The following is a 21,280-nucleotide window of genomic DNA, read 5'->3' as shown; positions in this document are numbered from 1 at the left end:
AAAAAGTTATACATGCCTATTAAAAAAGCCCTATAAAGTAGAATGTGAAAGTTCTACTCTATAGGGGGTTTATGCTTAACTTTATTAACCTTGATGTTTCTCTAAAAATTGTAGCATATGTTTATATACTTTTATTTCATTTTCCTTCTTTGAAAATCCATGTCCTTCATCTTCCAACACAAGATATTCTACTTCACGTTTCTTTTCTCTTAACTTCTTTACAATCTGATCCGATTCTGCTTTCACAACACGTGGATCATTCGCTCCTTGAATGACAAGCATCGGCTTTGTCATTGTATCTAAGTACGTATCTGGGGAATCTTTAATAAATCTTTCTTTATCACGTTCTGGATCACCTATCCAACGCTCCATAATTGGCTTCCAATGTTCAGGTACAGAATTTACAAAGCTGAATAAATTCGACGGACCAAAAATATCAACAACTGCTTTAAAATATTCAGGATGTCGCCCGTGTAATAAAAGGGCCATATAACCGCCAAAGCTACCACCTATTAAGAACAATTTATCTTTTGAAGTTAAATTATTAGCAATTAACCATTCAATGCCTGCTACACAGTCACGACGTGGACCGTCACCCCAATCACGTTCGACAAGTTTGACAAATGTTGTTCCATAACCGGTACTTCCACGGAAATTAGGCGCAAAAATGGAATAACCACGATTTAAAAAACATTGAAACATCGCTCTGAACTGCTTTCTCTCTGCAGCTTGTGGTCCACCATGTGGCCAAAAAATCATACACCCATTGTCATGTTCAGGTTTTGCCCGATAAAGAAGTGCTTCAATTTCCATCTGATCGAAAGATTGATACGTTATAACTTCTGGTTCTACCATATCATCACTTGTTATACCTAATACACGGTTATCGGTTAATTGTTTCCATTCTAATCCATCATTTGATTGAAAAATATTGAACGGTACAGTCGCACTTCTACCTAAAACATACAGATGACCTGATTTCGTCACTTGTAACTGTTCAATAATATCAATCGGCATACTTAGCTTTTCAACTTTTTCAGTATCAAGTGAGAAGCGATAAAGTTGATCAATGACCCCTTTCTCTGTCACCATGTATAATGTGTTGCTTTCTTTATGCCATTCTAAATCACCAATACTTTCTTCTTCCATTTCATAGACTTTTGAAAATTGTTGTGTATCAATCGAAAATTTCGCCAAATAATGGTAATCACTTTCATAATTCGTGATAAAATAAATCGTATTCTCATCAACAAATATAGGTGAAAGCACAACATGTACCTTTGAAGGATCTGGCGTTAAATGATAACGTGCATTGCCAACTTGAACAAATGATGTGATATACGTATTTGCGAACATTTGTGAATAAACAAAAGCGGCCTCTGCTTCCGACACAGCCATTAAATAAGTCGGTGTTGTTTCACCAACGTTAATTATTTTATCGGTACCTTTTTCCAAATCACGTACAACGGTATTGAAATAATGAGGATTATCTTTTGATGTCATATAATAAATGCGATTCCCATCATTCGTTAAATGAGCGAGATAATATTTTTCCGTTTCGTCTCCTGTGATGAGTGGTTGTGGTAAACCGCCTCCAAACGGTAATGCATAAATTTGAAAGTTCTCATCACCATCACGATCAAATCCAGTAAGAATATAACGATTTTCTGGATCGAAATGAATATCATTACACGCTTCATCATGATGAGCAAATAAATACGGAAAAGTATTCGGTAAATCCATTGCCCATAGATTCATTTTTCCGTTTAAATTTGAACTAAATATGAGTTTCTTCTCATCTTCACTTACTTTAAAATTCGTAATCACATATGTACGAAAAAATTGCTCTACTGTAGGACGTGGAAACTTTATCATAAACAAACACTCCTTTTTAATATTGTGTTAAAAAGCCTATGACATCGCTCTCATCTTGGTTATAAATTGTGATGACTGGACCTTTTAAAAACAAATTCTTTTCAGATTTTCTATCTCGTAAACGCACAAAATGCTCATGTAAAATAAATGTATTCATTTTATACATATTCATCGGATCATATCCGATGATTTTGTATAAACCAGTCTGTTTTCTTGTCTTATTTTGGTTAAATTCAGTAAATTTTTCCCTTAACATCTCTATGTTGTTATAAAGCTCACACTCTATTTCTTTATCTGTTATAAGTTTATCTACCGTCACACGCTCTTGAATGGACTCTAAAAGAGATTCAAATATCGTTCTCTCTTCATTTCTAATTCGTTGATTAAAAGGTATATTGAGTTGATTCAATAAAATTAATAATAAAGAACCATAATAATAGGCATATCTTCTCGGATCAAATAATAGTTGTTTATCGGTTAAATTATTTTTATATTGATTAAGCCGTTGTTCATATGTTGATTCATTTAATTGTTTTAGTGACATCAGGCCAACATACTCCGCTGTTCCCTCAACCGTTTCAATAGCCAATTCGTATGTCGTTGCGGACTTAAATTGAAGCAACCGCCTTTCGCGTAATGCTAAAATATGGAGTAACTGCTTATACTTCTTTTCAGAATCTGCCATCTCTAGAGCTTCTTTTAAGTGTTGACCTTCTTGATATTTCATATAATAATATGAAACTTTCTTTGGTTTATTTAACCCTTTTAAATCATTTGGAAATCGCTTTTCTTGCTGCTCTTGTTGAAATGCATGAAACATTTCATGAACGATATTGGAAGCGAGTACATCCAGCGATTTCATATCTTCGGAAGTGATATGCCAAATGGCTATTTTTTCACCTTCATAATCAATCACTGTATGAGCGACAAATTGATGATTGATTGGACTGATTTGATTATTTATAACAACATGTTCATCATCATAAAGTGCAAAAGGACAACTACGAAAGCCTTTCCATATATCGTCAAAGTTAACTTTTGTTAATAGCTGATCAATCTTTTCCCAGACATTTTCAAGCTGCATCCACACACCTCCTCGCTTCTATATGAATTAATCCATATATTAACACATTGTTTCCAATATTGACACAGTCTATCGGTCGACAGGATGTCCGTCTTGAGATGGAGAAAAAACTTTTGGAATCGTTACTTGGAAGATGGTTCCTTCTCCACGTTCACTTTCAACCATAATCGTTCCTTCGTGTAATTCGATAATTTCTTTCACAATGGCAAGTCCTAATCCAGTGCTATTATCTGTACGGGTCCTTGCTTTATCTACTTTATAAAATCGTTCAAATAAATGTGGCAGATGTTCCTTACTTATACCGATTCCTGTATCTTCAACGGTCACAATGACAGTTGTCTGATTTTGCTTTGTCGTCAATGTAATGATTCCCTGACTATCCGTATAGCGGATAGCATTCGTCACTAAGTTCATCCATACGAGTTCCATTAATTGCGGATAACCAGTAACGGTAGAAGATGAAATATCCAATTCAATCGTGATTTCCTTTTGACGCCATTGATATTCAGTAGAAGAGACAACTTCTCGTAATTGCTTAGCAATATCGAATGGTTGTATTGCTTCGTCATCCAAACCTTTATTCAAAAACGATAAAGTCAATAATTGTTTACTTAATGATGAAAGACGTTTGCTTTCTTTTTCAATAATTGACAAATAATGTTGACGCATGTCTTCAGGTATATCATGTTCTCGTAACGCTTGGGAAAATCCTTGAATCGAAGTGAGAGGTGATTGAATTTCATGTGATACATTCGAAACGAATTCCTGACGACTCTGTTCAGTCTCGGCTAGACTTTGACTCATTTTAGAAAAGTGATTCGCCAACCTGCCAATCTCATCACGACGATGGACATCCAATTTCAAATGATAGTTCCCAGCTGCAATCTTTTTCGTTGCTTCTGTTAATTTCTTGATTGGGCGTACGATAAAAGATGTACTAATAACAATAAACAAGAAACTAACAACGAGCATGACCACTATAGAAACAGCTAGGAAAATACGCATCTCACCAAACTGTTGAACTGTATTTGGACGAACGAATAAAGCAAGCTTTTCCCCGTTTCTTTCCACAGGTATACCGATTGTATTTAACAATTCATTATCAAAGAAGCCCGTCACAAATAATTTTCTCGGATTATCCCTTATGCCATGATACGTATTGCCTGCTAAAACGCTTTCTACTGTTCCGTGGTCAATATTATACTTTCTAAAGGAAGCACCAAATAGCTCACTATTACCACGCTGGTCAACTAAATAAAACTGATACCCTAGCACGGTTAACGTCGATAAATAATCACCTATATCTGTAAAGTCACTTTCTTCATAAATTTCAACGACATTTTTTGCAATCTCAGTGATTTTCTCATCATTTTCTTGTTTTAAGAAATGATGATAATACGTATTTGCCACTATAAATGAAATGAGCGCACTCATAATCATAATCATCATCGTCGTCATCATAATCCGAACATATAATGTACGCATGCTTTACTATCCTCCATACAGCTACTTCATTTCTTCCAACTTATAACCAAGTCCTCTTACAGTTTTAATGACAAATCCGTGCTCTTTACTAGAAAAACGTTCTCTTAATCTTTTTATATGGACGTCTACTGTTCGATCACTACCTGTAAAATCATGACCCCATACGAGATCAATCAATTGCTCTCTAGTAAATACGCGATTTGGGTAGTTTGCCAACTGAGCAAGGAGCTCAAATTCTTTCAATGGGAGAACCATTGTTTTCTCCCCTATTTCGACTTCATAGTTGTTACGGTTAATCATAATATGTCCGATATGTATCTTATCCTCATTAATCATTTGAAAACGTCGTAATAAAGCCTTTATGCGAAATAAGACTTCCTTTGGTTCAAATGGTTTAACAAGATAATCATCCGTTCCAGCATCATAAGCGCTTTCCTTATCCGCAATTTCTCCCTTTGCTGTTATCATCATAACGGGAATATCATAGTACGATCGAATATGACGACATAATTCATAACCATTCATATTTGGCATCATAACATCTACTAAGGCTAAATGAATATTTTCCTTTTCCAATCTATCTAATGCTTCTTGTCCATCACCAGCTTCAATTGTTCGATAACCATCTTTTTGCAAATAAAATCGAAGTAGCTCTCGAATATGTGGATCGTCATCAACAATTAATATCGTTAACATACAGACCAACTCCTTTGCATTAATAAGAGATAAAAAAACTGCTCCCAGTCATAAAAGACTAAAAGCAGTTTTACCATTTATGCGTTATTTGAACCGTACAACTTCTCAACAACTGAAGCGATTTCTGCCGTCATTTGTTCGCATTGTTCTTCTGTTTTCGCTTCAACCATGACCCTTAATAACGGTTCTGTACCTGATGGTCTCACAAGCACTCGTCCTTCATCACCGAGCTGTTCTTCTACCTTTTTTATCACTTCTTGGACTTGTGGATGATTCGTCACTTCCTGTTTATTAGTCACTTTTATATTTTTTAAAACTTGTGGATAGACGGTTAGCTCATCAGCTAATTGTGATAATGGTTTACCTGTTTCTTTCATTACATTTACTAACTGGATAGCCGATAAAAGTCCGTCACCTGTTGTATTATGATCTAGAAAAATAATATGACCTGATTGTTCTCCACCTAGGTTAAAGCCGCCTTTTCTCATTTCTTCCATTACATAGCGGTCACCTACTGAAGTCTTCACACTGCGCATACCATGCTCTTCTAATGCTTTATAAAAGCCGACATTACTCATGACTGTTGAAACAATCGTATGATGATTTAGGAAGCCTTTTTCATTCATATATTTGCCACAAATGAACATGATTTGGTCACCATTTACAATATTTCCTTTTTCATCTACAGCGATTAAGCGATCACCATCACCATCAAAAGCAAGCCCAACATCGGCTTCTTTTTCTAATACAAACTGTTGCAATGTCTCAGGATGAGTTGAACCACATTGATCATTTATGTTTAATCCATTTGGTGAAGAGCCGATTGTAAATGTATCAGCTTCTAAATCAGCAAATAAATGTGTTGCTAAGCTTGATGCTGCTCCGTTCGCACAATCTAAAGCGATTTTCATACCAGCAAAGTCGTGGTCAATCGTATCTTTTAAATAAGAGATATATTTTTGACCACCTTCAAAGTAATTACTAACGACGCCAACATCACCACCAATTGGTCGTGGTAAATGATCTTCTTCACGCATTAAGTTTTCAATTTCTTTTTCTTGTTCATCAAGTAATTTAAAACCATCTGGACCGAAAAATTTGATGCCATTATCTTCAACAGGATTATGTGAAGCAGAAATCATAATGCCCCCTTGTGAACTCGTTGCTTTTGTTAAATAAGCAACTCCTGGTGTCGTAATAACGCCTAGACGCATCACTTCTGCTCCTATCGATAATAAGCCAGCAGTAAGAGCTGCTTCTAACATATGACCAGAGATACGCGTATCTCTACCAACAAGAAACTTTGGTTTCGTTGTATCTCTTGTTAAGACATATCCACCAATACGTCCTAATTTAAAAGCTAGCTCTGGTGTAAGCTCCTCGTTCGCAATACCTCTTACACCGTCTGTTCCAAATAAATTAACCATTCTATTACCTCTCCTTTTTCCTTTCCTATTAAACGATTTGAGAGCATCTTTTACATTGTCTTTTAATTAATTTTAATCGTAAAATGATCAAGTTCTGGTTTAATTGCTAATTGTTCCGGACCTTCAATGATAGGCTTCACTTGATGTGTTCCATCAACTAATCCTTCAACATCAATTGAGATACGTAAATCATCCACTTTTACATTTCTTACATCAGCTTCATTACCCGTAATTGTCACATTAACTTTTTTACCTTCTGGTTTCTTAAACTCAATCGTTCGGTCATTTTCGAGATGTCTTACTTGGATTGGTACCTCTTCAAGTAACTTTGTCTGTTCCAATTCGATTGACACATCAATTTGTTCATGTTCTGGAGCAGTTATGCCCTTTGGCAAATCAAGTGTTGCTTGTATTTGATCAGATTTTTTAATTTTAGATAGATTAACCTTTGCTTTTACTTCATCAATATCTGCTAAAGCATGTGATGTTCCAAAAATCTCTACTTCCTCTACATCAGAGGTCATTGACGTCAACTTAAATCCTTTTGGAAGTTTACCAGTTGTTTCAAGTGTTACTGGGACGACCTTACTCGGATTATTAATTTCCGCCGAAACGAGTGCATTTTCCGGTTCCATACGGACACGCAACTCATTTCCTTGGCTATCATATACCTTGATCGGTACTTCGCGGTTTTTAATCGGTTCATCCTGACCAGCTACATTCACAAACACCTTAACAATAGAAACCTTTTCAATAACACTTTTAGAGCTTGTAATCATCACTTCTTTTGGCTCGACTTGATAATCACCTACCTCAAATCCCTCTGGTAATTGATGTTGATTAATGAAATCAACAGTTATTGGGAATTTCTGGGTTGAGCGTTCTTCAATCACGATATCAATTGTTTTCGGTTCTATAAAGACAGCAACATCTTCTGGAAAGCGCTCATATTGCATTTCTACTGTATGTTCGCCTTCACCCAATTTAGTTAAATCAACATATATATCAAAATTTCTCTGTTTAACAACCCTTGTAACAGCACTATTCGTTCCTTCGACAGTTACAGCAACAGATTCAGGAATACCACTGACAACGTATTTATCAGCATCAATTCTTACACTTACAGGTATATCCTCCATTGTTTGTGTTTCAGATGTATTTCCGAAGAAGTCAATATCTTTTCTCTCTTTATCATCTTCTGTATACACAACAAAATATAAAGAAACAGCTAACACGAGAGCTATCGCACGTACAAACCATTTACTTTGGAACCAACTATCCATTCTTTTTCCCCCTCCATTTCCATGATTTCTTCTCAGGGGACTTTAGATGTAATGATAAATTTTCCCGTAAAATTAGTTTTAACTGTTCCTCTGTTAACTCACGATGAAGTTCACCATTTTTTGCACATGATATTTGTCCAGTCTCTTCTGATACAATGATTGTTAAAGCATCTGTTACTTCACTGATTCCCATTGCTGCTCGATGTCTTGTTCCTAACTCTTTCGAAATAAGAGGGCTTTCTGATAACGGTAAATAACATGCTGCCGCGACAATGCTTTCTCCTCTTATTATGACAGCCCCATCATGTAATGGGGTATTTGGTGTAAAGATATTCGTCAATAATTGATGAGTTAGTTTCCCATTAATTGGAATACCCGTTTCTATATATTCACCTATCCCTGTTTCTCTTTCAATTGTAATGAGTGCTCCAATCCGCCGTTTAGCCATATAGCTACACGCTTCTCCAATATCTTTAATAATTTGATTTAATATTTCTTCCTCGGTACGCGTACTTCTTACAAAAATATTCCCTCTACCTATTTGTTCCAATGCTCTTCTCAATTCTGGCTGGAACAAGATAACGATTAGGAGAAATCCCCAATCAATCGCTTGCTTTGTTAACCACTGAATCGTTTGTAAACCAAAAATAATACTTATAAAACGAACGACTATGACAACGACAATACCTTTTAATAACTGGATTGCCTTTGTGCCTCGGATGAGCATGATTAGTTTATATAAAACATACCAGACGAGGCCGATGTCAACGACAATATTCAATAGGTCTATAAAAGTAAATTCCCCATCGAGCATGTTTGCACTTCCTTTTTAAATAAACGCTATTTTCTATAATAGTCATTATACCACAAAACACTTCTCTGACACATAGGATAGGGTCGTTTGTTATTAGGAGCTGCATCATCTTAAAGACAAAAAAGCCCGAAGAAATCTCCCAGGCTTTTATTCAGAACCGAATGAAAAAATACCTTTAACGATCCGTTTCATACTGTACCAAATCCATTCAAAGATTTCATTAACACTTTCAAACTCACCACTTACTTCTCCTGCAGAGGCCATCAAGCCTTCCCCATCATGGAATTCATCATCGTGGATCAGTTTCCCTTTAATTAATGTTACTTTCCCATCCACTTTTCCATCTATTTTTAAATTACCATTTTTAACAACTAAGTCACCTTCAACTGTTACATCCTCTGGAACGATAACTGTATCGCCTTCAATGATTAAACCTTCCTGTTTAGAAACGACAAGTCGGTTATCTTGATGCCACGTTGATAATATACTACCAAACATAAAGATAAAGAATATAGCAGCAGCAGTTAGAACAGGATGTGCTCTAAACCAGCGCATATATTTCACACGCTTTTTCTCTGTTGGTAAGTTTTGCATCACTCTATCTGTAAAACCTTCTGGGGCCTCTTTTGGTTCAGCAGCACTTTTTATCAAAGTAATTGTCCGCTTTAACTCATGAAAATGCTTTTGGCAATCCGGGCATTGTTCCAGATGCTGGCTTAGCTTCTTTTCGTCTTCTTTAGAAATATCACCGTCTAGATAGATATGCATTAAGTGTATAGCTTCATGTTTACAGTCCAAAGTGGATCACTCCTTTACACATAACGAAGCTTCTTCCGTAAAGCTTCTCTTCCCCGATGAATTCTCGTTTTAACAGTCCCGAGGGGGAGATCCATTATCTCGCTAATTTCCTTTAGAGAAAACTCCTCTAAATATCGCAGAGTAATAATACTGCGATAAATTGGCGGTAGATTAGCAATCTCCTGATAAATCATCTTTTCAAGTTCCATTCCTTGAACTTCTTCCTCAGGTAATCGGGCATCTGTAGCTAATTGCGAATACATATCTAATCCATCTGTCCCCTTTATTTCTGCATCCAAGAAATAATCTGGCTTACGCTTTCGCAATCGATCTATTGATAAATTTGTTGCAATACGATAGAGCCATGTGGAGAATTTCCTACTATCATCATAAGAGTGGATGTTTACATATGCGCGAATAAATGCTTCTTGAGCAACATCCTCCGCCTCGTGTGCATTACCTAACATTCGATAACAATGTTGGTATATTTTGCTTTGAAATAAGACAACAATATCTTCAAACGCAGATTGATCTCCTTTTTTCACTTTTTTTATTTTCTCTCTAATGATATTATCCATAAACAGTACCTCCGCTATTCATTGCGGCATTATAAATACGTATTGCCTCTATAAAAGGTTTCACTATAAACTATTCCACTGTAAATTAAAATCTATTTTTAATTTTAACATTAAATTATCATCTCGCATAATTTAATAGATATGCTTTAACATTTGATATGTTCTCTCTTGAAAAAATATGAATTATCACATATTATATGATAATGGATAGGAGGACATATTGATGAGTCAAAATTTAGTAGAAAAAATTGAGTATTATCGTAGCATGATGATGAACTTAACGACCAATCATTCATTTACATCAAATGCCGTCATACAAGCGAGCCAAAAGTTAGATGAATACTTAAATCAATTACAAAAAAGCAAGCTTAAATATTAAGCTTAAATATTTTTTGGATAAATTAAAAACATCCGTTTACGAACAGATGTTTTTAAAATAACATAAATGATTTATTTTAAGGTTTCCCCGAATAACGAACCAATTAGTCCAACCGCTAATGTGGCGGTTTTATTTTTTTCATCTAAGATAGGATTTACTTCAACAAATTCCGCAGATGTTATAAGCTCTGCCTCAGCTAACATTTCCATTGCTAAATGACTTTCGCGATAAGTCAAACCGCCAATGACCGGTGTACCTACTCCTGGTGCTTCTGTTGGATCTAATCCATCCAAATCTAAGCTTAAATGAACACCATCTGTACGCTCCTTTAAGTATGCAATCGTTTCTTCAATAACTTGTGGCATACCTAACCGATCGATTTCATGCATGGTGAAAACCTTTATATTGTGCTTTCGGATAAAGTCCTTCTCTCCTGGATCAAGGTCTCTTGCACCGATAATAACAACATGTTCCGTCTTCACTTTCGGTGCATAACCATAAAGATTAGTTAATTTATGATGACCAAATCCGAGTGTAGCTGCTAGAGGCATACCATGTATATTTCCAGATGGTGATGTTTGATCTGTATTCAAATCTCCATGTGCATCATACCATATAACGCCGAGACGCTGATAGTGCTTAGCAATGCCTGCAATCGTTCCTATCGATAGACTATGATCCCCTCCGAAAATAAGGGGAAACGACCCTTTTTCAATTTCATGATCAACTTTCTTGGCAACGCTTTCATTTATCTCAATGACTTGTGATAAATTTTTCAATTTACTTGTCATTTGCTCTTGTTTTTTATGCCGATTTGGTATAGATACATTTCCAAGATCTGTTACTGTGTAAGATAGTTTCTCTAGACGTTCTTTCACTCCCGCATAACGAATCGCACTAGGTCCCATATCTACCCCACGTCGACTTTGACCATAATCAATTGGGACACCTATTATTGATATTTGTTTTTCTTTCATATGTATAACCCCCTTGTATGTTTAGACATGTTTTGACTTATGCGTTCATAAAATGAGCCTGTTTATGTAATCATTGCTTTCCACTTCAGAAGAATGCTTTTCAAAGAGATGCTATTCTCTTACTTAAAAACACTCGTTCTGGATGCTCTAAACTCATTTTATTCTCAGAAGAGTCACCATTTCGTTTTAAGTAACCTGATTTTTAAACTCATTTCTTTTATTTTAGCCGAAACAATCGATATGACTCAACTGGACATTTTTCTGTATATATATACAACGTCATTGTCGTTATAATATGGCATTTAACATAGGGGCAAATTGATTTTTTTATTTTATTGAATGTGTCTTACTCCCAAATGATAGCTATAAAAAAGACTGGAACAAAAGATGCTCTATCAAAGAAATTCTGAACGAAGAGCATCTCATTTTTGTTCCAGTCTTTGTCTAGTTACTTTTTATGAATGATTAAATCTAATGGTTTAATACCTGCTTGTTTCCAGGCATCTTTTAATTTCTGTACACTTTCTTCCGTAGGCATAAAAGCAATTCCACTATCTCCACCACCAGCACCAGACGGCTTACCTGCTCCACCATATGTTTCAGCTAAGTCACATAATGTTGTCAATTGTGGTGTTTCAATCATGACATGAGCGTCTTCTCCTACCTGGCGTAAAGCCTGTCTATTTTCCTTTATTCCTTCTAAGATAAGGTCTATGTTTTCTTCTTCCATTCCGTTCATAAATTTACTAACAGCACGTTCACTAGCCTCGAGAAACGCATCGAAACGATCGCGCTTGTCATGCTTTAGTTGTAGAACTTGATCAACTAGCTTCGGAGTAGAAGCAGGCTTTCCAGTCCAGCCAATACAAATATAAATATCCTCTGGAACATTCAACGGGCGAAGAGAAAGATAAGGCCACTTCCTATCAACGAGATCGACGAGCCGATCAGCTTTCTTATACTGTTCATTTAACCAATATGCTTGGAATGAAGCGTATTGCAAAACACCTCCGAAACTTGAGGCTGCCACATCCGCTCCTGAACCGTTTCCTTGAGTTTTGGCATGTGATAATGCACTTAAGCGAAACACAAGATCTTTTGTTACATCATGTGGCATGAACATCGTTAATATCGCTTCAACCACAGAAACAGTTACAGCTGCACTTGACCCGAGTCCATATTTAATACCTGATTCATCGTCTAGCTCACTTTTCACCGTTAATTTGAACGGTTCCCACGGGATGCAACTCTCTTCCAAATACAATAGAGCAACTGACATCGCACTTTTAACAAAATGTACACGTTTGTCTTGTGTATCTATATAGACTTCATGATCATGAAATTTCCATGATAAATCCATTAAGTTAAAATTAACTAAAGAAACAGTTAAGTCCTCTTGCTTTTCAATGGTCGTTGATACAAAGCGGTTCACTGCCATAACGGCTAATTTCTTACGTGGTTCTAATACAGCAAACTCACCTGCAATCATTAATTTTCCAGGGGTTTTTATCGTTAATATAGATTTAGACAACTATCTCATCCTCTATAAATAGGTTATACCTTGTCCAGCTTTACTTAATATGACGTCCCTAACACCAGGAATGGATTCCAATTCTCGCTTAATGTCTGCTTCATTTTCAGGCAAGTAAAGGACTTTTACATTAGGACCCGCATCTATCGTAAAGTAAGCAGGGATTTTTTTATCCCTTAACTTTTGTACATGTTGCATCACAGTAAATGTCGTATCATACCAATATGTGAATGGTGGGTTTGCCCCTAATGTGGTCGCATGCATTTTTAAACAGTTTGCTTCAGCTACCGAGCCTACTTTTTCAAAGTCACGTTCTGAAATACCTGCTTTTATTTGTTCAAGATCTTGTGGAATACTATCGACCCAACCTTTAAAGAAGGGAGATGTATCTACTGTTCGTTTCATACCGACCCGACTCGATACTTTCTTCTCATCTGCATGTAATACGACAGCAGCGACCCGAATATCCCAATAATCTTGTGGTTTAATCGGAACAGCGAAAGAATCAGATCCATCTTTTTTTTCACCTTTTTGCCATTCAGCAAAACCACCATATATAGAACGACATGCCGAACCTGAACCACGTCTTGTTAAACGGGATAACGCTTTATCATTCAACGATAACCCAATCGCTTTTGAACCTGCCGCTGCAAGGGCGGCAAAGCCAGAAGCAGATGAGGCAAATCCTGCTGCTGTTGGTACATGATTCGTTGATCGTACTTCAGCAAAGATATGTTTCCCAGCTAATTGTCTAATCAAATCTAGAAACTGTGTGACACGTTGGTATGGAATACCACTTATACACTGGTTATCTAAATAAAAAATATCATTTGTTAAATCGTTACGAAATTCGACAGTCGTCGTCGTGTAAAAACCATCCAGTGTTAAAGAAAGACTGTTGTTTGTTGGCAAAATTAATTCCTCATCCCGTTTGCCCCAATACTTAATTAAAGCGATATTCGTATGTGCCCTAGCGGTCGCTTTCATCGTATTATCCCCTTTACACCTTTTATTCGTGGAAAAAGCAGGGATAAATTCACCTGCTTTTAACATCATTAATCTTTTTTCTTTAAGACAAATGGCCATACAGCTGCTGCTCCGAACTTCTTAAGCTTATCGGCAAGCTGTCTTGAATGGACTTCGTTTTGTGCTAATGCGATGATACATCCTCCAAATCCTGCACCTGTTAATTTTGCACCTAAAGCACCTTCTTGACGCGCAAAATTAATCAATTTATTTAATGTCTCATCGCTGACACCTAATGCTTCGAGTTCTTTTTGTGCTTCATTTAGTAATTGCCCTAAAAATTGCTTTCCTGCCTTTTCTAGCGCTTCTTTCGCTTGATATGTTAATTCACCTAAACGTTCAATTTTATTTGTAATAATTTTTGGTGCAGCTTTTAATAAGTTTGTTACCGATTCAACAGCCGATCGGGTGTCACCGATACTTCCAGAATCCGCAACGATAAAATGAAAGTCGTCATTTGGTTTAATATAGTCGACAGGGTTTTCTTTTTCAAACCATACAGGACATTCAGAAGTAATCGTTAATGTATCAATTCCACTTGGCGCTCCGTGCGCATGTTCTTCTGCGATATTAGCTAAATGTAGTAATTCTTCTTTCGTATATGCTTGCTCTTTATAAGCAAATAATGATTTAACGACAGCTATAGCTACAGATGCACTTGAACCTAATCCTTTTCCAGGTGGTATGGACGAATGAATTTGGATGAGTAAATCACGTTCAGGCAAATTTAAATGGGCTAATGTCGCTCGAATACTTTTAACAATCCCTTTTAATTCATTCGGGGCAGAATCAATAGGTCCGTGATAAAACGTACTGTCTAATTTAACTGAACCAGGAACATGTTCAACGATTGATTCAACACCAATTAATGGAAAGGGAAGAGCAATAGCAGGTTGTCCGTGTACAACTGCATGTTCTCCAATTAATATTAACTTACTATGTGCAAGGCCTACAGCCATTCGTTCAGCGGTTGCTACTCTTTCTGCACTCATTTTTTATATTGTCCTACCAATTCTTTCGCTCGACCAACACGGATTTGTTTTTCTTCAATCATTTGCTGAGCTATCATATCGATCATCTCCCCAGTTGCTCCCGCTGCAACCGCTACTGAGCGAGAGTGTAATGCCATATGTCCCTTTTGGATACCATCCGTTACTAATGCTTTTAACGCTCCTAGATTTTGCGCCAAACCAACAGCTACAATCACTTGGGCTAATTCTTCTGCTGATTCCGTTCCGAGAATGCGTAAAGCTAATTTAGCCATCGGATGAACACGGGTTGCACCACCTACAGTCCCTATAGCCATTGGAAGCTCTAATTCCCCAACAAGGTTACCATCATCATCGACGGACCATGTAGTCATTGAACTATATTTACCAAAACGCGCTGCATATGCGTGTGCACCCGCTTCAACAGCACGCCAATCATTACCTGTTGCAATTACAACAGGGTCAATCCCATTCATAATACCTTTATTATGTGTAACTGCACGGTATGGATCTGATGCTGCAAATTCATAGGCATGTACAATTCCATCACGCACTTCTTCACCTGAAAAACCTTCACTTGCTAATAATTGTGGTGGAATGACACATGTTGCTTTTGCTAAACAACGATCAGCATAATTTGATAAAATACGTAAGTAAACTTTTCCATCCGTTAATTCTTCTACAGTAGGAGCTAATGCTTCTAGCATCGTATTAATCATATTTGCTCCCATCGCATCACGTGTATCGATATACATATGGACTATGAGCATCTTCTCGTATTTAGATTTTGATGATTCGTTTAAAATCCGCACATCCATATCTTGTGCGCCGCCACCACGTTTAACAATGCTTGGATAAGCTGTATTACAAGCTTCAATAAGCTGTTCTTTATGTTCTAACAATGTTTTTTTCGCTAATTGAAAGTCTTGACAACCAATAACTTGTATTTGACCGATCATGACTCTACCTGTGGACTCAGTTTTGAACCCACCAGCATCACGTATGATCTTAGCCATATAACTGGCCGATGCAACGACAGAAGCCTCTTCAATCGCCATCGGAATGACATAATCTTTCCCATTAATCAAAAAATTCAATCCCAATCCTAATGGAAGCGAATATGATCCAACGACATTTTCAATCATTTTATCAGCTATTTCTAGTGGTAATGATTGTTCTGAAACAAGAACATCCATTTCATCTTCAGAAAGATTGTGCAGACTTTGTAAAATCTCCCTCCGTTCATCAACGGTCTTATTATAGAAACCGGGAATTCTGGAAGATTTCATATCTTTTCATCCTTTTTTCGCCTTTGTCATGCCGTCCAAGTAACTTAGATCGAGCATCAGGCCAATTTTATTTATTATGTTACCTGTTTAACAGTATTTATTTTTTACATTTACACTTTAAATTATAATATAAAATCAGTGATTGTGCAGTATAGAGGTACTCAAATTCTTGCAATCACTCTTCTATTATGTAAAAAAACCGTATAAAATGCAAATAAACAAGGTAAAACACCTTGTTTATTTGCTACACGTATCCTATTTATTCTTTTAATATCGATGAGCCATACAGGATTCGAACCTGTGACCCCCTGATTAAAAGTCAGGTGCTCTACCGACTGAGCTAATGGCTCGCTTATAAGTTTCTATTCTTTAATCTCTTTAAAAAGAGACGAAAGAATAAAGTGAAAATAAAAAAAGCTGGGCTACTAGGATTCGAACCTAGGCTCACGGGACCAAAACCCGTTGCCTTACCGCTTGGCTATAGCCCAATGTTAAATATGGTGGAGGGGGGCAGATTCGAACTGCCGAACCCAGAGGGAGCGGATTTACAGTCCGCCGCGTTTAGCCACTTCGCTACCCCTCCACTATTGTTTAACAATCTATTTTTTATATACATCATAAAATGGTGCCGGCCAGAGGACTTGAACCCCCAACCTACTGATTACAAGTCAGTTGCTCTACCAATTGAGCTAGGCCGGCATGGTGACCCGTAGGGGATTCGAACCCCTGATACCGCCGTGAAAGGGCGATGTCTTAACCACTTGACCAACGGGCCGTGAAAATGTTTTTGTAAAGTCAACGATTTATATTATATACAGGATTTTTCATTTTGTAAAGGGTTTTTTATACTTTTTTTAAAAAAAATGATGATTTTTTATTTTTATTGGCAAAAAACCATTTATTCGATACTTATGAATGTATCATTTATGTATTTACGCTTATAAAATGAAAGATAAAAACATCATTATTATATACTTTTTATTACCTTGATACTAAGATTAGGTTATAATTAAATGAGAGATTATTTTGGAGGTGCTCATCATTGGTTAAATTACTAGAAGGAAAAAACATTGTCATTATGGGAGTAGCGAATGAACGTAGTATTGCTTGGGGAATTGCAAAGTCACTTCACCGCGCAGGTGCTCAGCTTATTTTTACTAATCGGCAAGAACGCTCTTATAAAAAATTAAGTAAATTATTAGAAAAACATAATATAAAAGCAAAATTAATGGTGAATTGTGACGTTGCAAGTGATGAAAGTATCCAACAAGCTTTTGGACAAATTAAAGAAGAAGTCGGTGTCATCCATGGAGTCGTACATTCTATCGCTTTTGCTAATCGGGAAGATTTAAAAGGCGCTTTCTATGATACAACACGTGACGGTTTTCTCTTAGCGCATGACATTAGTGCTTATTCACTTGTCGCTGTTACAAAGGCAGCAAGGGAACTTATGACAGAAGGCGGAAGCATTGTAACGCAAACCTACTTAGGGTCTGAGCGAGTGATGAGAAACTATAATGTCATGGGAGTTGCTAAAGCAGCACTTGAGGCAAGCGTTAGATACTTAGCAGAAGATGTTGGAAAAGAGGGCATCCGTGTAAACGCCGTCTCTTCTGGACCTATCCGTACACTATCGGCAAAAGGGGTTTCTGGATTCAACGACATTAATTCTATTATAGAAGAAAAAGCCCCTCTTCGTCGTAGTGTTGATCAAGATCAAGTCGGAGATGCAACACTATTCTTCTTAAGTGATTTATCGCGTGGTGTTACAGGAGAAGTCCTTCACGTCGATTCAGGGTACCATATTATCGGTTAAACATCATTTAAAATCTATTCATTAAATAAGCGGGGAAACATATCAAAACCATCATCTCCGCTTATTCTATTCATTAGTTTTTCACCCAAAATACTATACTTATTGCTTAAACGTCACATTAAACATACTTAAAAACATTCATTTATCTAGTCGACAGAAAGCACTAAAAGGTATGATGTAAATAAACAGAAATGCTATAGTGACAATTCATGCAACCATCATTATGGGATAAAATAAGGAAAGCGACCCTAGCTCTATTTAAACGAGCTAAAGCCGCTTAAGTCATTTTCTCAATCTACATGACAAAGACAAATTTATTTCACACCTGCTTATACTTATTCCACCTTTATAATTTAAACTGTTGCACTAATCCATTAAGTTGTTCTGCTAGTTTAGCCAGTTCTTGTGAGCTTTGTGCGACTTCTTCCATTGATGCACTTGCTTGTTCAGAAGAAGCTGACGTCTCTTCAATACCCGCTGCGGATTCTTCAGCTACAGCGGCTATATCTTCAATTGCCCCATTCATTCGCTGACTTTTACCTGTAATTCCAGTTAATTTATCACGCACGGACGATATAATATGAGCCATCTTATTAATGGAATGATTAATACCTTCAAATTTTTTACCTGTTTCTTCAATTTGGTTCGATCCAGCTTCCACTTCTTTATAGCCACTTTGTAAAGCTTGTGTGACTGTATTAGATTCATGCTGAATACTTTTTACGATAGTTGTAATTTCCACTATAGACTCGGACACTTGTTCTGCAAGTTCACGTACCTCATCAGCAACAACGGCAAAACCATGACCATGCTCACCAGCTCTTGCTGCTTCAATAGCTGCATTTAAAGCAAGTAAATTCGTCTGGTCAGCAACATCTTGAATCACTGCAACGAGTTTAGAAATCTCTTGAGAATGAACGTTAAAACGTTGCACTTTTAAAACAGCATCGTGGACAACATGATCTATTTTTTCCATTTGTTCTTTCGAAGCACGCATAAGCTCACTTCCCTCGTCTGTTGCTACTGTAATACCTTTCGAAAACTGATGAAGTCCATCACCATTGTTATGCAACTCATCAATATCCGCCGTAAACGATTGCATCATCGATGATAAATCGGCCGTACTATGAGCTTGTGTTTCTGAACCTGAAGCTAACTCTTGCATGGTCGAAGATATTTGTTCTGAACCTGCTTTCACTTCGCCAGCAGACTGCGTTAATTCTTCACTCTGACTAGATACGGTAGAAGCAACCATATCAATTTCATGTAATATCTGACGCATTTTCTCATTCATATCATTCGTTGATTGTACGAGCTCTCCTATTTCATCTCGAGATTGATTTTCTAATGGTGGTTGACTTAAATCTCCTGATGCAATCAATTTCATACGATCCATAACCGTTCGGATTGAACGCGTGATCTTTCTCGTCGTAAATAAAGAAATCGATACAGCTATTGTGATAATAACAACTAAAGAAATAATAATTGGAACGAAGATTTTTTGGGCCTGTTTCTTAAAGTCTACTTTATTTACCGCACCAGCTAAAATCCAATTTAATGTAGGATTTTTCACAAAACCTATGACAAATTCTTTTTGATCGATATTATATTCCACTATCCCTTGTTCACCAAGTTTCATCATTTCTTTGTAATAGCTCGTTTGTGACTCATCTCGGCCTATCTTTTCTTCTTCCACATGTGTAATCCATTTACCTTCTGTATCATAGATAACTGCGTAACCTGTTTCACCTATTTGAATATCTTTAACAAGGTCAACTAACGTATCAATGAATATATCTGCTGCCATAACACCGACTAATTGATTTTCATTATAATATGCTTTGGAAGCTGTCACTACTAAGCGGCCTGTCTCTATGTCTTTATACGCATCAGACCAAACAATCGCTCCTTCTGCTTCAACGGCTTCCTTATACCACGGTCTTTCTCTTGGATTATAGTCGTCATCTAAATCGCCTTGTGGGATAATATCGCCCGTTTCTGTTCCCGTATACAATGCACCTATCTCGTCATGAGATTCTTCTGTTTCTAAAAAATAGTTTATGATGTCTTCTTTAGCATCAGCTTTATATTCAATTAACAAGTTATGTTCTGAAAAGCGGTTTAATATATTTTCAACATTCGTTAAAAACAGCTCAAATGTGTCATTTAAACTTTTCATTTGAACCTCTACGTTTTTAGATAGTTCTTCTGTTGTATTATCAACACTAAAATAATAACTAACAAGTGTTATCGCACTTCCTGTAAACAAAATCGACAAAATAAACGGAATTATGATTTGGTTCTGTAGAGACTTCTTATAAAAAGCCAATAATCTATTTGTTTTTTTCTTTTCTTTCCCCATCATGCATTTCCTTTCTGTAGCAATAAACGATTTTTTGATCAATATGATTGTTTATGACGAATATTTCTTACATTTTTTCCACCATCCTACAATAAAAAAAGACTACCTCACTTTATCGTGACATAGCCAAAAACATCAAAAAGTTTGGTAGTCTGGCAATCATTGTACGAGTTGTACATTAGACCCATAACTTTGCGTCCTATCCTTTCGAATAGTTTGCCTTTTTCAAATGAATATATATAGTTCATAAGACCTATTCTATCTTTATTTGGATAAATATGTCAATTATATTATTTCAACATCTAATATACTATCTAAAGCAATCTTAAACGATTCTTCCCGATGATGAATATAAACATATCCCACTTGAACCGCCGTTATTTCTCCGATTACCTTTTTCTTCATAAATTGACTATAGACGATCATCTTAACATCTGCCCCAGAAGATACTGCCTCTGTTAATTTTCGATCCATTCTATTAAATGTTGTTCATCTAATAACGGTTTCTGTTCTTTCCTTTCATCAGCTAACAATTGCTTTAATGCCTTAACATGCTCTGGTAACATGATGGAAGTCCATTTTTTTGTGCCGCGATCTTTGATATGCTCATTCATTTACACAACTTCCCTTCTCGTATCGTAAACAGGTATAAGTGCTAATATATTTTTTATTTTGAACAGTTGCGTTGCGTTTCTTAAATAGCAATAAGCTTGAACACAATCTCCTTTAATTTGTAGGAATTTGATGCGACGCTTTGTCGGGATCCCTTGATCCGATAAATACAATATATCCGCCAACTGATGATAAATCATACACTTTAGCACATACGTTCCCCTGAATATCATTTTAACGAACGTACGTTTGTTTTTCA

The 21,280-nt window shown here is 36.5% G+C and carries 20 protein-coding genes, 5 tRNA genes and 1 riboswitch; of the genes, 2 read left to right on the top strand and 23 right to left on the bottom strand.

All coding sequences use genetic code 11. The annotated features are described in order from the left end of the window. Nucleotides 1-84 precede the first annotated feature (84 nt). The 9 genes from HNQ35_RS10145 to sigW all read right to left on the bottom strand — a co-directional run bounded on the left by HNQ35_RS10145 (nt 85) and on the right by sigW (nt 10,040). Nucleotides 85-1,875 (bottom strand): S9 family peptidase, encoded by a 1,791-nt coding sequence (locus HNQ35_RS10145; protein ID WP_146938047.1) that lies wholly within the window; start codon nt 1,873-1,875, stop codon nt 85-87. A 16-nt stretch (nt 1,876-1,891) separates the two neighbouring features. Then, entirely contained in the window at nt 1,892-2,959 is a 1,068-nt protein-coding gene (locus tag HNQ35_RS10140; protein ID WP_146938048.1) for a hypothetical protein, read from the bottom strand. Between the two features lie 69 nt (nt 2,960-3,028). Further along, nucleotides 3,029-4,444 carry a sensor histidine kinase gene (locus HNQ35_RS10135; RefSeq protein ID WP_146938049.1) on the bottom strand — a complete coding sequence of 472 codons (1,416 nt, stop codon included), beginning with the start codon at nt 4,442-4,444 and terminating at the stop codon, nt 3,029-3,031. Between the two features lie 21 nt (nt 4,445-4,465). Then, entirely contained in the window at nt 4,466-5,140 is a 675-nt protein-coding gene (locus HNQ35_RS10130) for a response regulator transcription factor (protein WP_146938050.1), read from the bottom strand. Between the two features lie 77 nt (nt 5,141-5,217). Further along, the gene (glmM, locus tag HNQ35_RS10125; protein ID WP_146938051.1) at nt 5,218-6,567 is read right to left on the bottom strand and encodes a phosphoglucosamine mutase; all 1,350 of its coding nucleotides are present in this window, start codon (nt 6,565-6,567) and stop codon (nt 5,218-5,220) included. Nucleotides 6,568-6,629: 62 nt separating this feature from the next. Then, nucleotides 6,630-7,850: a CdaR family protein gene (locus HNQ35_RS10120; protein ID WP_146938052.1), complete on the bottom strand. Its 1,221-nt coding sequence runs from the start codon at nt 7,848-7,850 to the stop codon at nt 6,630-6,632. Continuing rightward, nucleotides 7,843-8,664, bottom strand: a complete 822-nt coding sequence (gene cdaA / locus HNQ35_RS10115) for a diadenylate cyclase CdaA (protein ID WP_146938053.1) — start codon at nt 8,662-8,664, stop codon at nt 7,843-7,845. The genes HNQ35_RS10120 and cdaA overlap by 8 nt, the downstream gene beginning before the upstream one ends. 147 nt (nt 8,665-8,811) lie before the next feature. After that, entirely contained in the window at nt 8,812-9,462 is a 651-nt protein-coding gene (rsiW, locus tag HNQ35_RS10110; RefSeq protein ID WP_146938054.1) for an anti-sigma-W factor RsiW, read from the bottom strand. A gap of 14 nt (nt 9,463-9,476) precedes the next feature. Beyond that, the gene (gene sigW / locus HNQ35_RS10105) at nt 9,477-10,040 is read right to left on the bottom strand and encodes an RNA polymerase sigma factor SigW (RefSeq protein WP_146938055.1); all 564 of its coding nucleotides are present in this window, start codon (nt 10,038-10,040) and stop codon (nt 9,477-9,479) included. Nucleotides 10,041-10,263: 223 nt separating this feature from the next. On the opposite strand from sigW, the gene HNQ35_RS10100 reads away from it, so the two are divergent. Next, the gene (locus HNQ35_RS10100; RefSeq protein WP_146938056.1) at nt 10,264-10,419 is read left to right on the top strand and encodes an aspartyl-phosphate phosphatase Spo0E family protein; all 156 of its coding nucleotides are present in this window, start codon (nt 10,264-10,266) and stop codon (nt 10,417-10,419) included. 71 nt (nt 10,420-10,490) lie between these two features. Here HNQ35_RS10100 and rocF read toward each other — a convergent pair whose 3' ends face one another. From rocF to HNQ35_RS10050, 10 genes are all read right to left on the bottom strand, one after another. After that, nucleotides 10,491-11,396: an arginase gene (gene rocF / locus HNQ35_RS10095; RefSeq protein WP_146938057.1), complete on the bottom strand. Its 906-nt coding sequence runs from the start codon at nt 11,394-11,396 to the stop codon at nt 10,491-10,493. Between the two features lie 448 nt (nt 11,397-11,844). Beyond that, nucleotides 11,845-12,927, bottom strand: a complete 1,083-nt coding sequence (locus HNQ35_RS10090) for a phosphomevalonate kinase (RefSeq protein WP_146938058.1) — start codon at nt 12,925-12,927, stop codon at nt 11,845-11,847. Between the two features lie 12 nt (nt 12,928-12,939). After that, nucleotides 12,940-13,914 (bottom strand): diphosphomevalonate decarboxylase, encoded by a 975-nt coding sequence (gene mvaD, locus HNQ35_RS10085; protein ID WP_146938075.1) that lies wholly within the window; start codon nt 13,912-13,914, stop codon nt 12,940-12,942. Between the two features lie 68 nt (nt 13,915-13,982). After that, nucleotides 13,983-14,945 (bottom strand): mevalonate kinase, encoded by a 963-nt coding sequence (gene mvk, locus HNQ35_RS10080; protein ID WP_146938059.1) that lies wholly within the window; start codon nt 14,943-14,945, stop codon nt 13,983-13,985. Beyond that, nucleotides 14,942-16,231 (bottom strand): hydroxymethylglutaryl-CoA reductase, degradative, encoded by a 1,290-nt coding sequence (locus HNQ35_RS10075; RefSeq protein WP_146938060.1) that lies wholly within the window; start codon nt 16,229-16,231, stop codon nt 14,942-14,944. The genes mvk and HNQ35_RS10075 overlap by 4 nt, the downstream gene beginning before the upstream one ends. A gap of 277 nt (nt 16,232-16,508) precedes the next feature. After that, a tRNA-Lys gene (locus HNQ35_RS10070) sits at nt 16,509-16,581 on the bottom strand. A gap of 67 nt (nt 16,582-16,648) precedes the next feature. Continuing rightward, nucleotides 16,649-16,719, bottom strand: a tRNA-Gln gene (locus HNQ35_RS10065). 10 nt (nt 16,720-16,729) lie between these two features. After that, nucleotides 16,730-16,814: transfer RNA gene (locus tag HNQ35_RS10060), tRNA-Tyr, on the bottom strand. A 40-nt stretch (nt 16,815-16,854) separates the two neighbouring features. Further along, nucleotides 16,855-16,930: transfer RNA gene (locus tag HNQ35_RS10055), tRNA-Thr, on the bottom strand. Between the two features lies 1 nt (nt 16,931). Further along, nucleotides 16,932-17,006 (bottom strand) — tRNA-Glu (locus HNQ35_RS10050). A 267-nt stretch (nt 17,007-17,273) separates the two neighbouring features. Here HNQ35_RS10050 and fabI point away from each other — a divergent pair. After that, entirely contained in the window at nt 17,274-18,047 is a 774-nt protein-coding gene (gene fabI / locus HNQ35_RS10045) for an enoyl-ACP reductase FabI (protein ID WP_146938061.1), read from the top strand. A gap of 346 nt (nt 18,048-18,393) precedes the next feature. Here fabI and HNQ35_RS10040 read toward each other — a convergent pair whose 3' ends face one another. The 4 genes from HNQ35_RS10040 to HNQ35_RS10025 form a co-directional block, all read right to left on the bottom strand. After that, nucleotides 18,394-20,409, bottom strand: a complete 2,016-nt coding sequence (locus HNQ35_RS10040; protein ID WP_170226681.1) for a methyl-accepting chemotaxis protein — start codon at nt 20,407-20,409, stop codon at nt 18,394-18,396. A 143-nt stretch (nt 20,410-20,552) separates the two neighbouring features. Continuing rightward, nucleotides 20,553-20,640: riboswitch (cyclic di-GMP riboswitch) on the bottom strand. 54 nt (nt 20,641-20,694) lie between these two features. Then, nucleotides 20,695-20,883, bottom strand: coding sequence for a hypothetical protein (locus HNQ35_RS10035; protein WP_146938063.1), 189 nt, complete (start codon nt 20,881-20,883; stop codon nt 20,695-20,697). Beyond that, nucleotides 20,868-21,023: a YolD-like family protein gene (locus tag HNQ35_RS10030; protein ID WP_146938064.1), complete on the bottom strand. Its 156-nt coding sequence runs from the start codon at nt 21,021-21,023 to the stop codon at nt 20,868-20,870. Before HNQ35_RS10030 ends, HNQ35_RS10035 begins: the two co-directional genes overlap by 16 nt. After that, nucleotides 21,024-21,233 carry a transcriptional regulator gene (locus HNQ35_RS10025; protein WP_246118084.1) on the bottom strand — a complete coding sequence of 70 codons (210 nt, stop codon included), beginning with the start codon at nt 21,231-21,233 and terminating at the stop codon, nt 21,024-21,026. Between the last annotated feature and the right edge of the window lie 47 nt (nt 21,234-21,280).

Source organism: Cerasibacillus quisquiliarum (genome assembly GCF_014202495.1).
In the GTDB taxonomy this organism is placed as follows: Bacteria; Bacillota; Bacilli; order Bacillales; family Amphibacillaceae; genus Cerasibacillus; species Cerasibacillus quisquiliarum.
Note: the sequence above shows the minus strand (reverse complement) of the source record. Positions and strands in the feature narration are given on the sequence as shown.

Excerpts from the sequence above, each read along its gene's own strand:
- HNQ35_RS10100 (WP_146938056.1), top strand. The coding sequence starts at position 10,264 with ATGAGTCAAAATTTAGTAGAAAAAATTGAGTATTATCGTAGCATGATG.
- HNQ35_RS10130 (WP_146938050.1), bottom strand. The coding sequence starts at position 5,140 with ATGTTAACGATATTAATTGTTGATGACGATCCACATATTCGAGAGCTA.
- mvk (WP_146938059.1), bottom strand. The coding sequence starts at position 14,945 with ATGAGTGCAGAAAGAGTAGCAACCGCTGAACGAATGGCTGTAGGCCTT.
- mvaD (WP_146938075.1), bottom strand. The coding sequence starts at position 13,914 with ATGAAAGCGACCGCTAGGGCACATACGAATATCGCTTTAATTAAGTAT.
- cdaA (WP_146938053.1), bottom strand. The coding sequence starts at position 8,664 with ATGCTCGATGGGGAATTTACTTTTATAGACCTATTGAATATTGTCGTT.
- HNQ35_RS10035 (WP_146938063.1), bottom strand. The coding sequence starts at position 20,883 with ATGGATCGAAAATTAACAGAGGCAGTATCTTCTGGGGCAGATGTTAAG.
- HNQ35_RS10030 (WP_146938064.1), bottom strand. The coding sequence starts at position 21,023 with ATGAATGAGCATATCAAAGATCGCGGCACAAAAAAATGGACTTCCATC.
- glmM (WP_146938051.1), bottom strand. The coding sequence starts at position 6,567 with ATGGTTAATTTATTTGGAACAGACGGTGTAAGAGGTATTGCGAACGAG.
- HNQ35_RS10075 (WP_146938060.1), bottom strand. The coding sequence starts at position 16,231 with ATGAAATCTTCCAGAATTCCCGGTTTCTATAATAAGACCGTTGATGAA.
- HNQ35_RS10135 (WP_146938049.1), bottom strand. The coding sequence starts at position 4,444 with ATGCGTACATTATATGTTCGGATTATGATGACGACGATGATGATTATG.
- HNQ35_RS10120 (WP_146938052.1), bottom strand. The coding sequence starts at position 7,850 with ATGGATAGTTGGTTCCAAAGTAAATGGTTTGTACGTGCGATAGCTCTC.
- HNQ35_RS10140 (WP_146938048.1), bottom strand. The coding sequence starts at position 2,959 with ATGCAGCTTGAAAATGTCTGGGAAAAGATTGATCAGCTATTAACAAAA.
- rocF (WP_146938057.1), bottom strand. The coding sequence starts at position 11,396 with ATGAAAGAAAAACAAATATCAATAATAGGTGTCCCAATTGATTATGGT.
- HNQ35_RS10145 (WP_146938047.1), bottom strand. The coding sequence starts at position 1,875 with ATGATAAAGTTTCCACGTCCTACAGTAGAGCAATTTTTTCGTACATAT.
- HNQ35_RS10040 (WP_170226681.1), bottom strand. The coding sequence starts at position 20,409 with ATGGGGAAAGAAAAGAAAAAAACAAATAGATTATTGGCTTTTTATAAG.
- sigW (WP_146938055.1), bottom strand. The coding sequence starts at position 10,040 with ATGGATAATATCATTAGAGAGAAAATAAAAAAAGTGAAAAAAGGAGAT.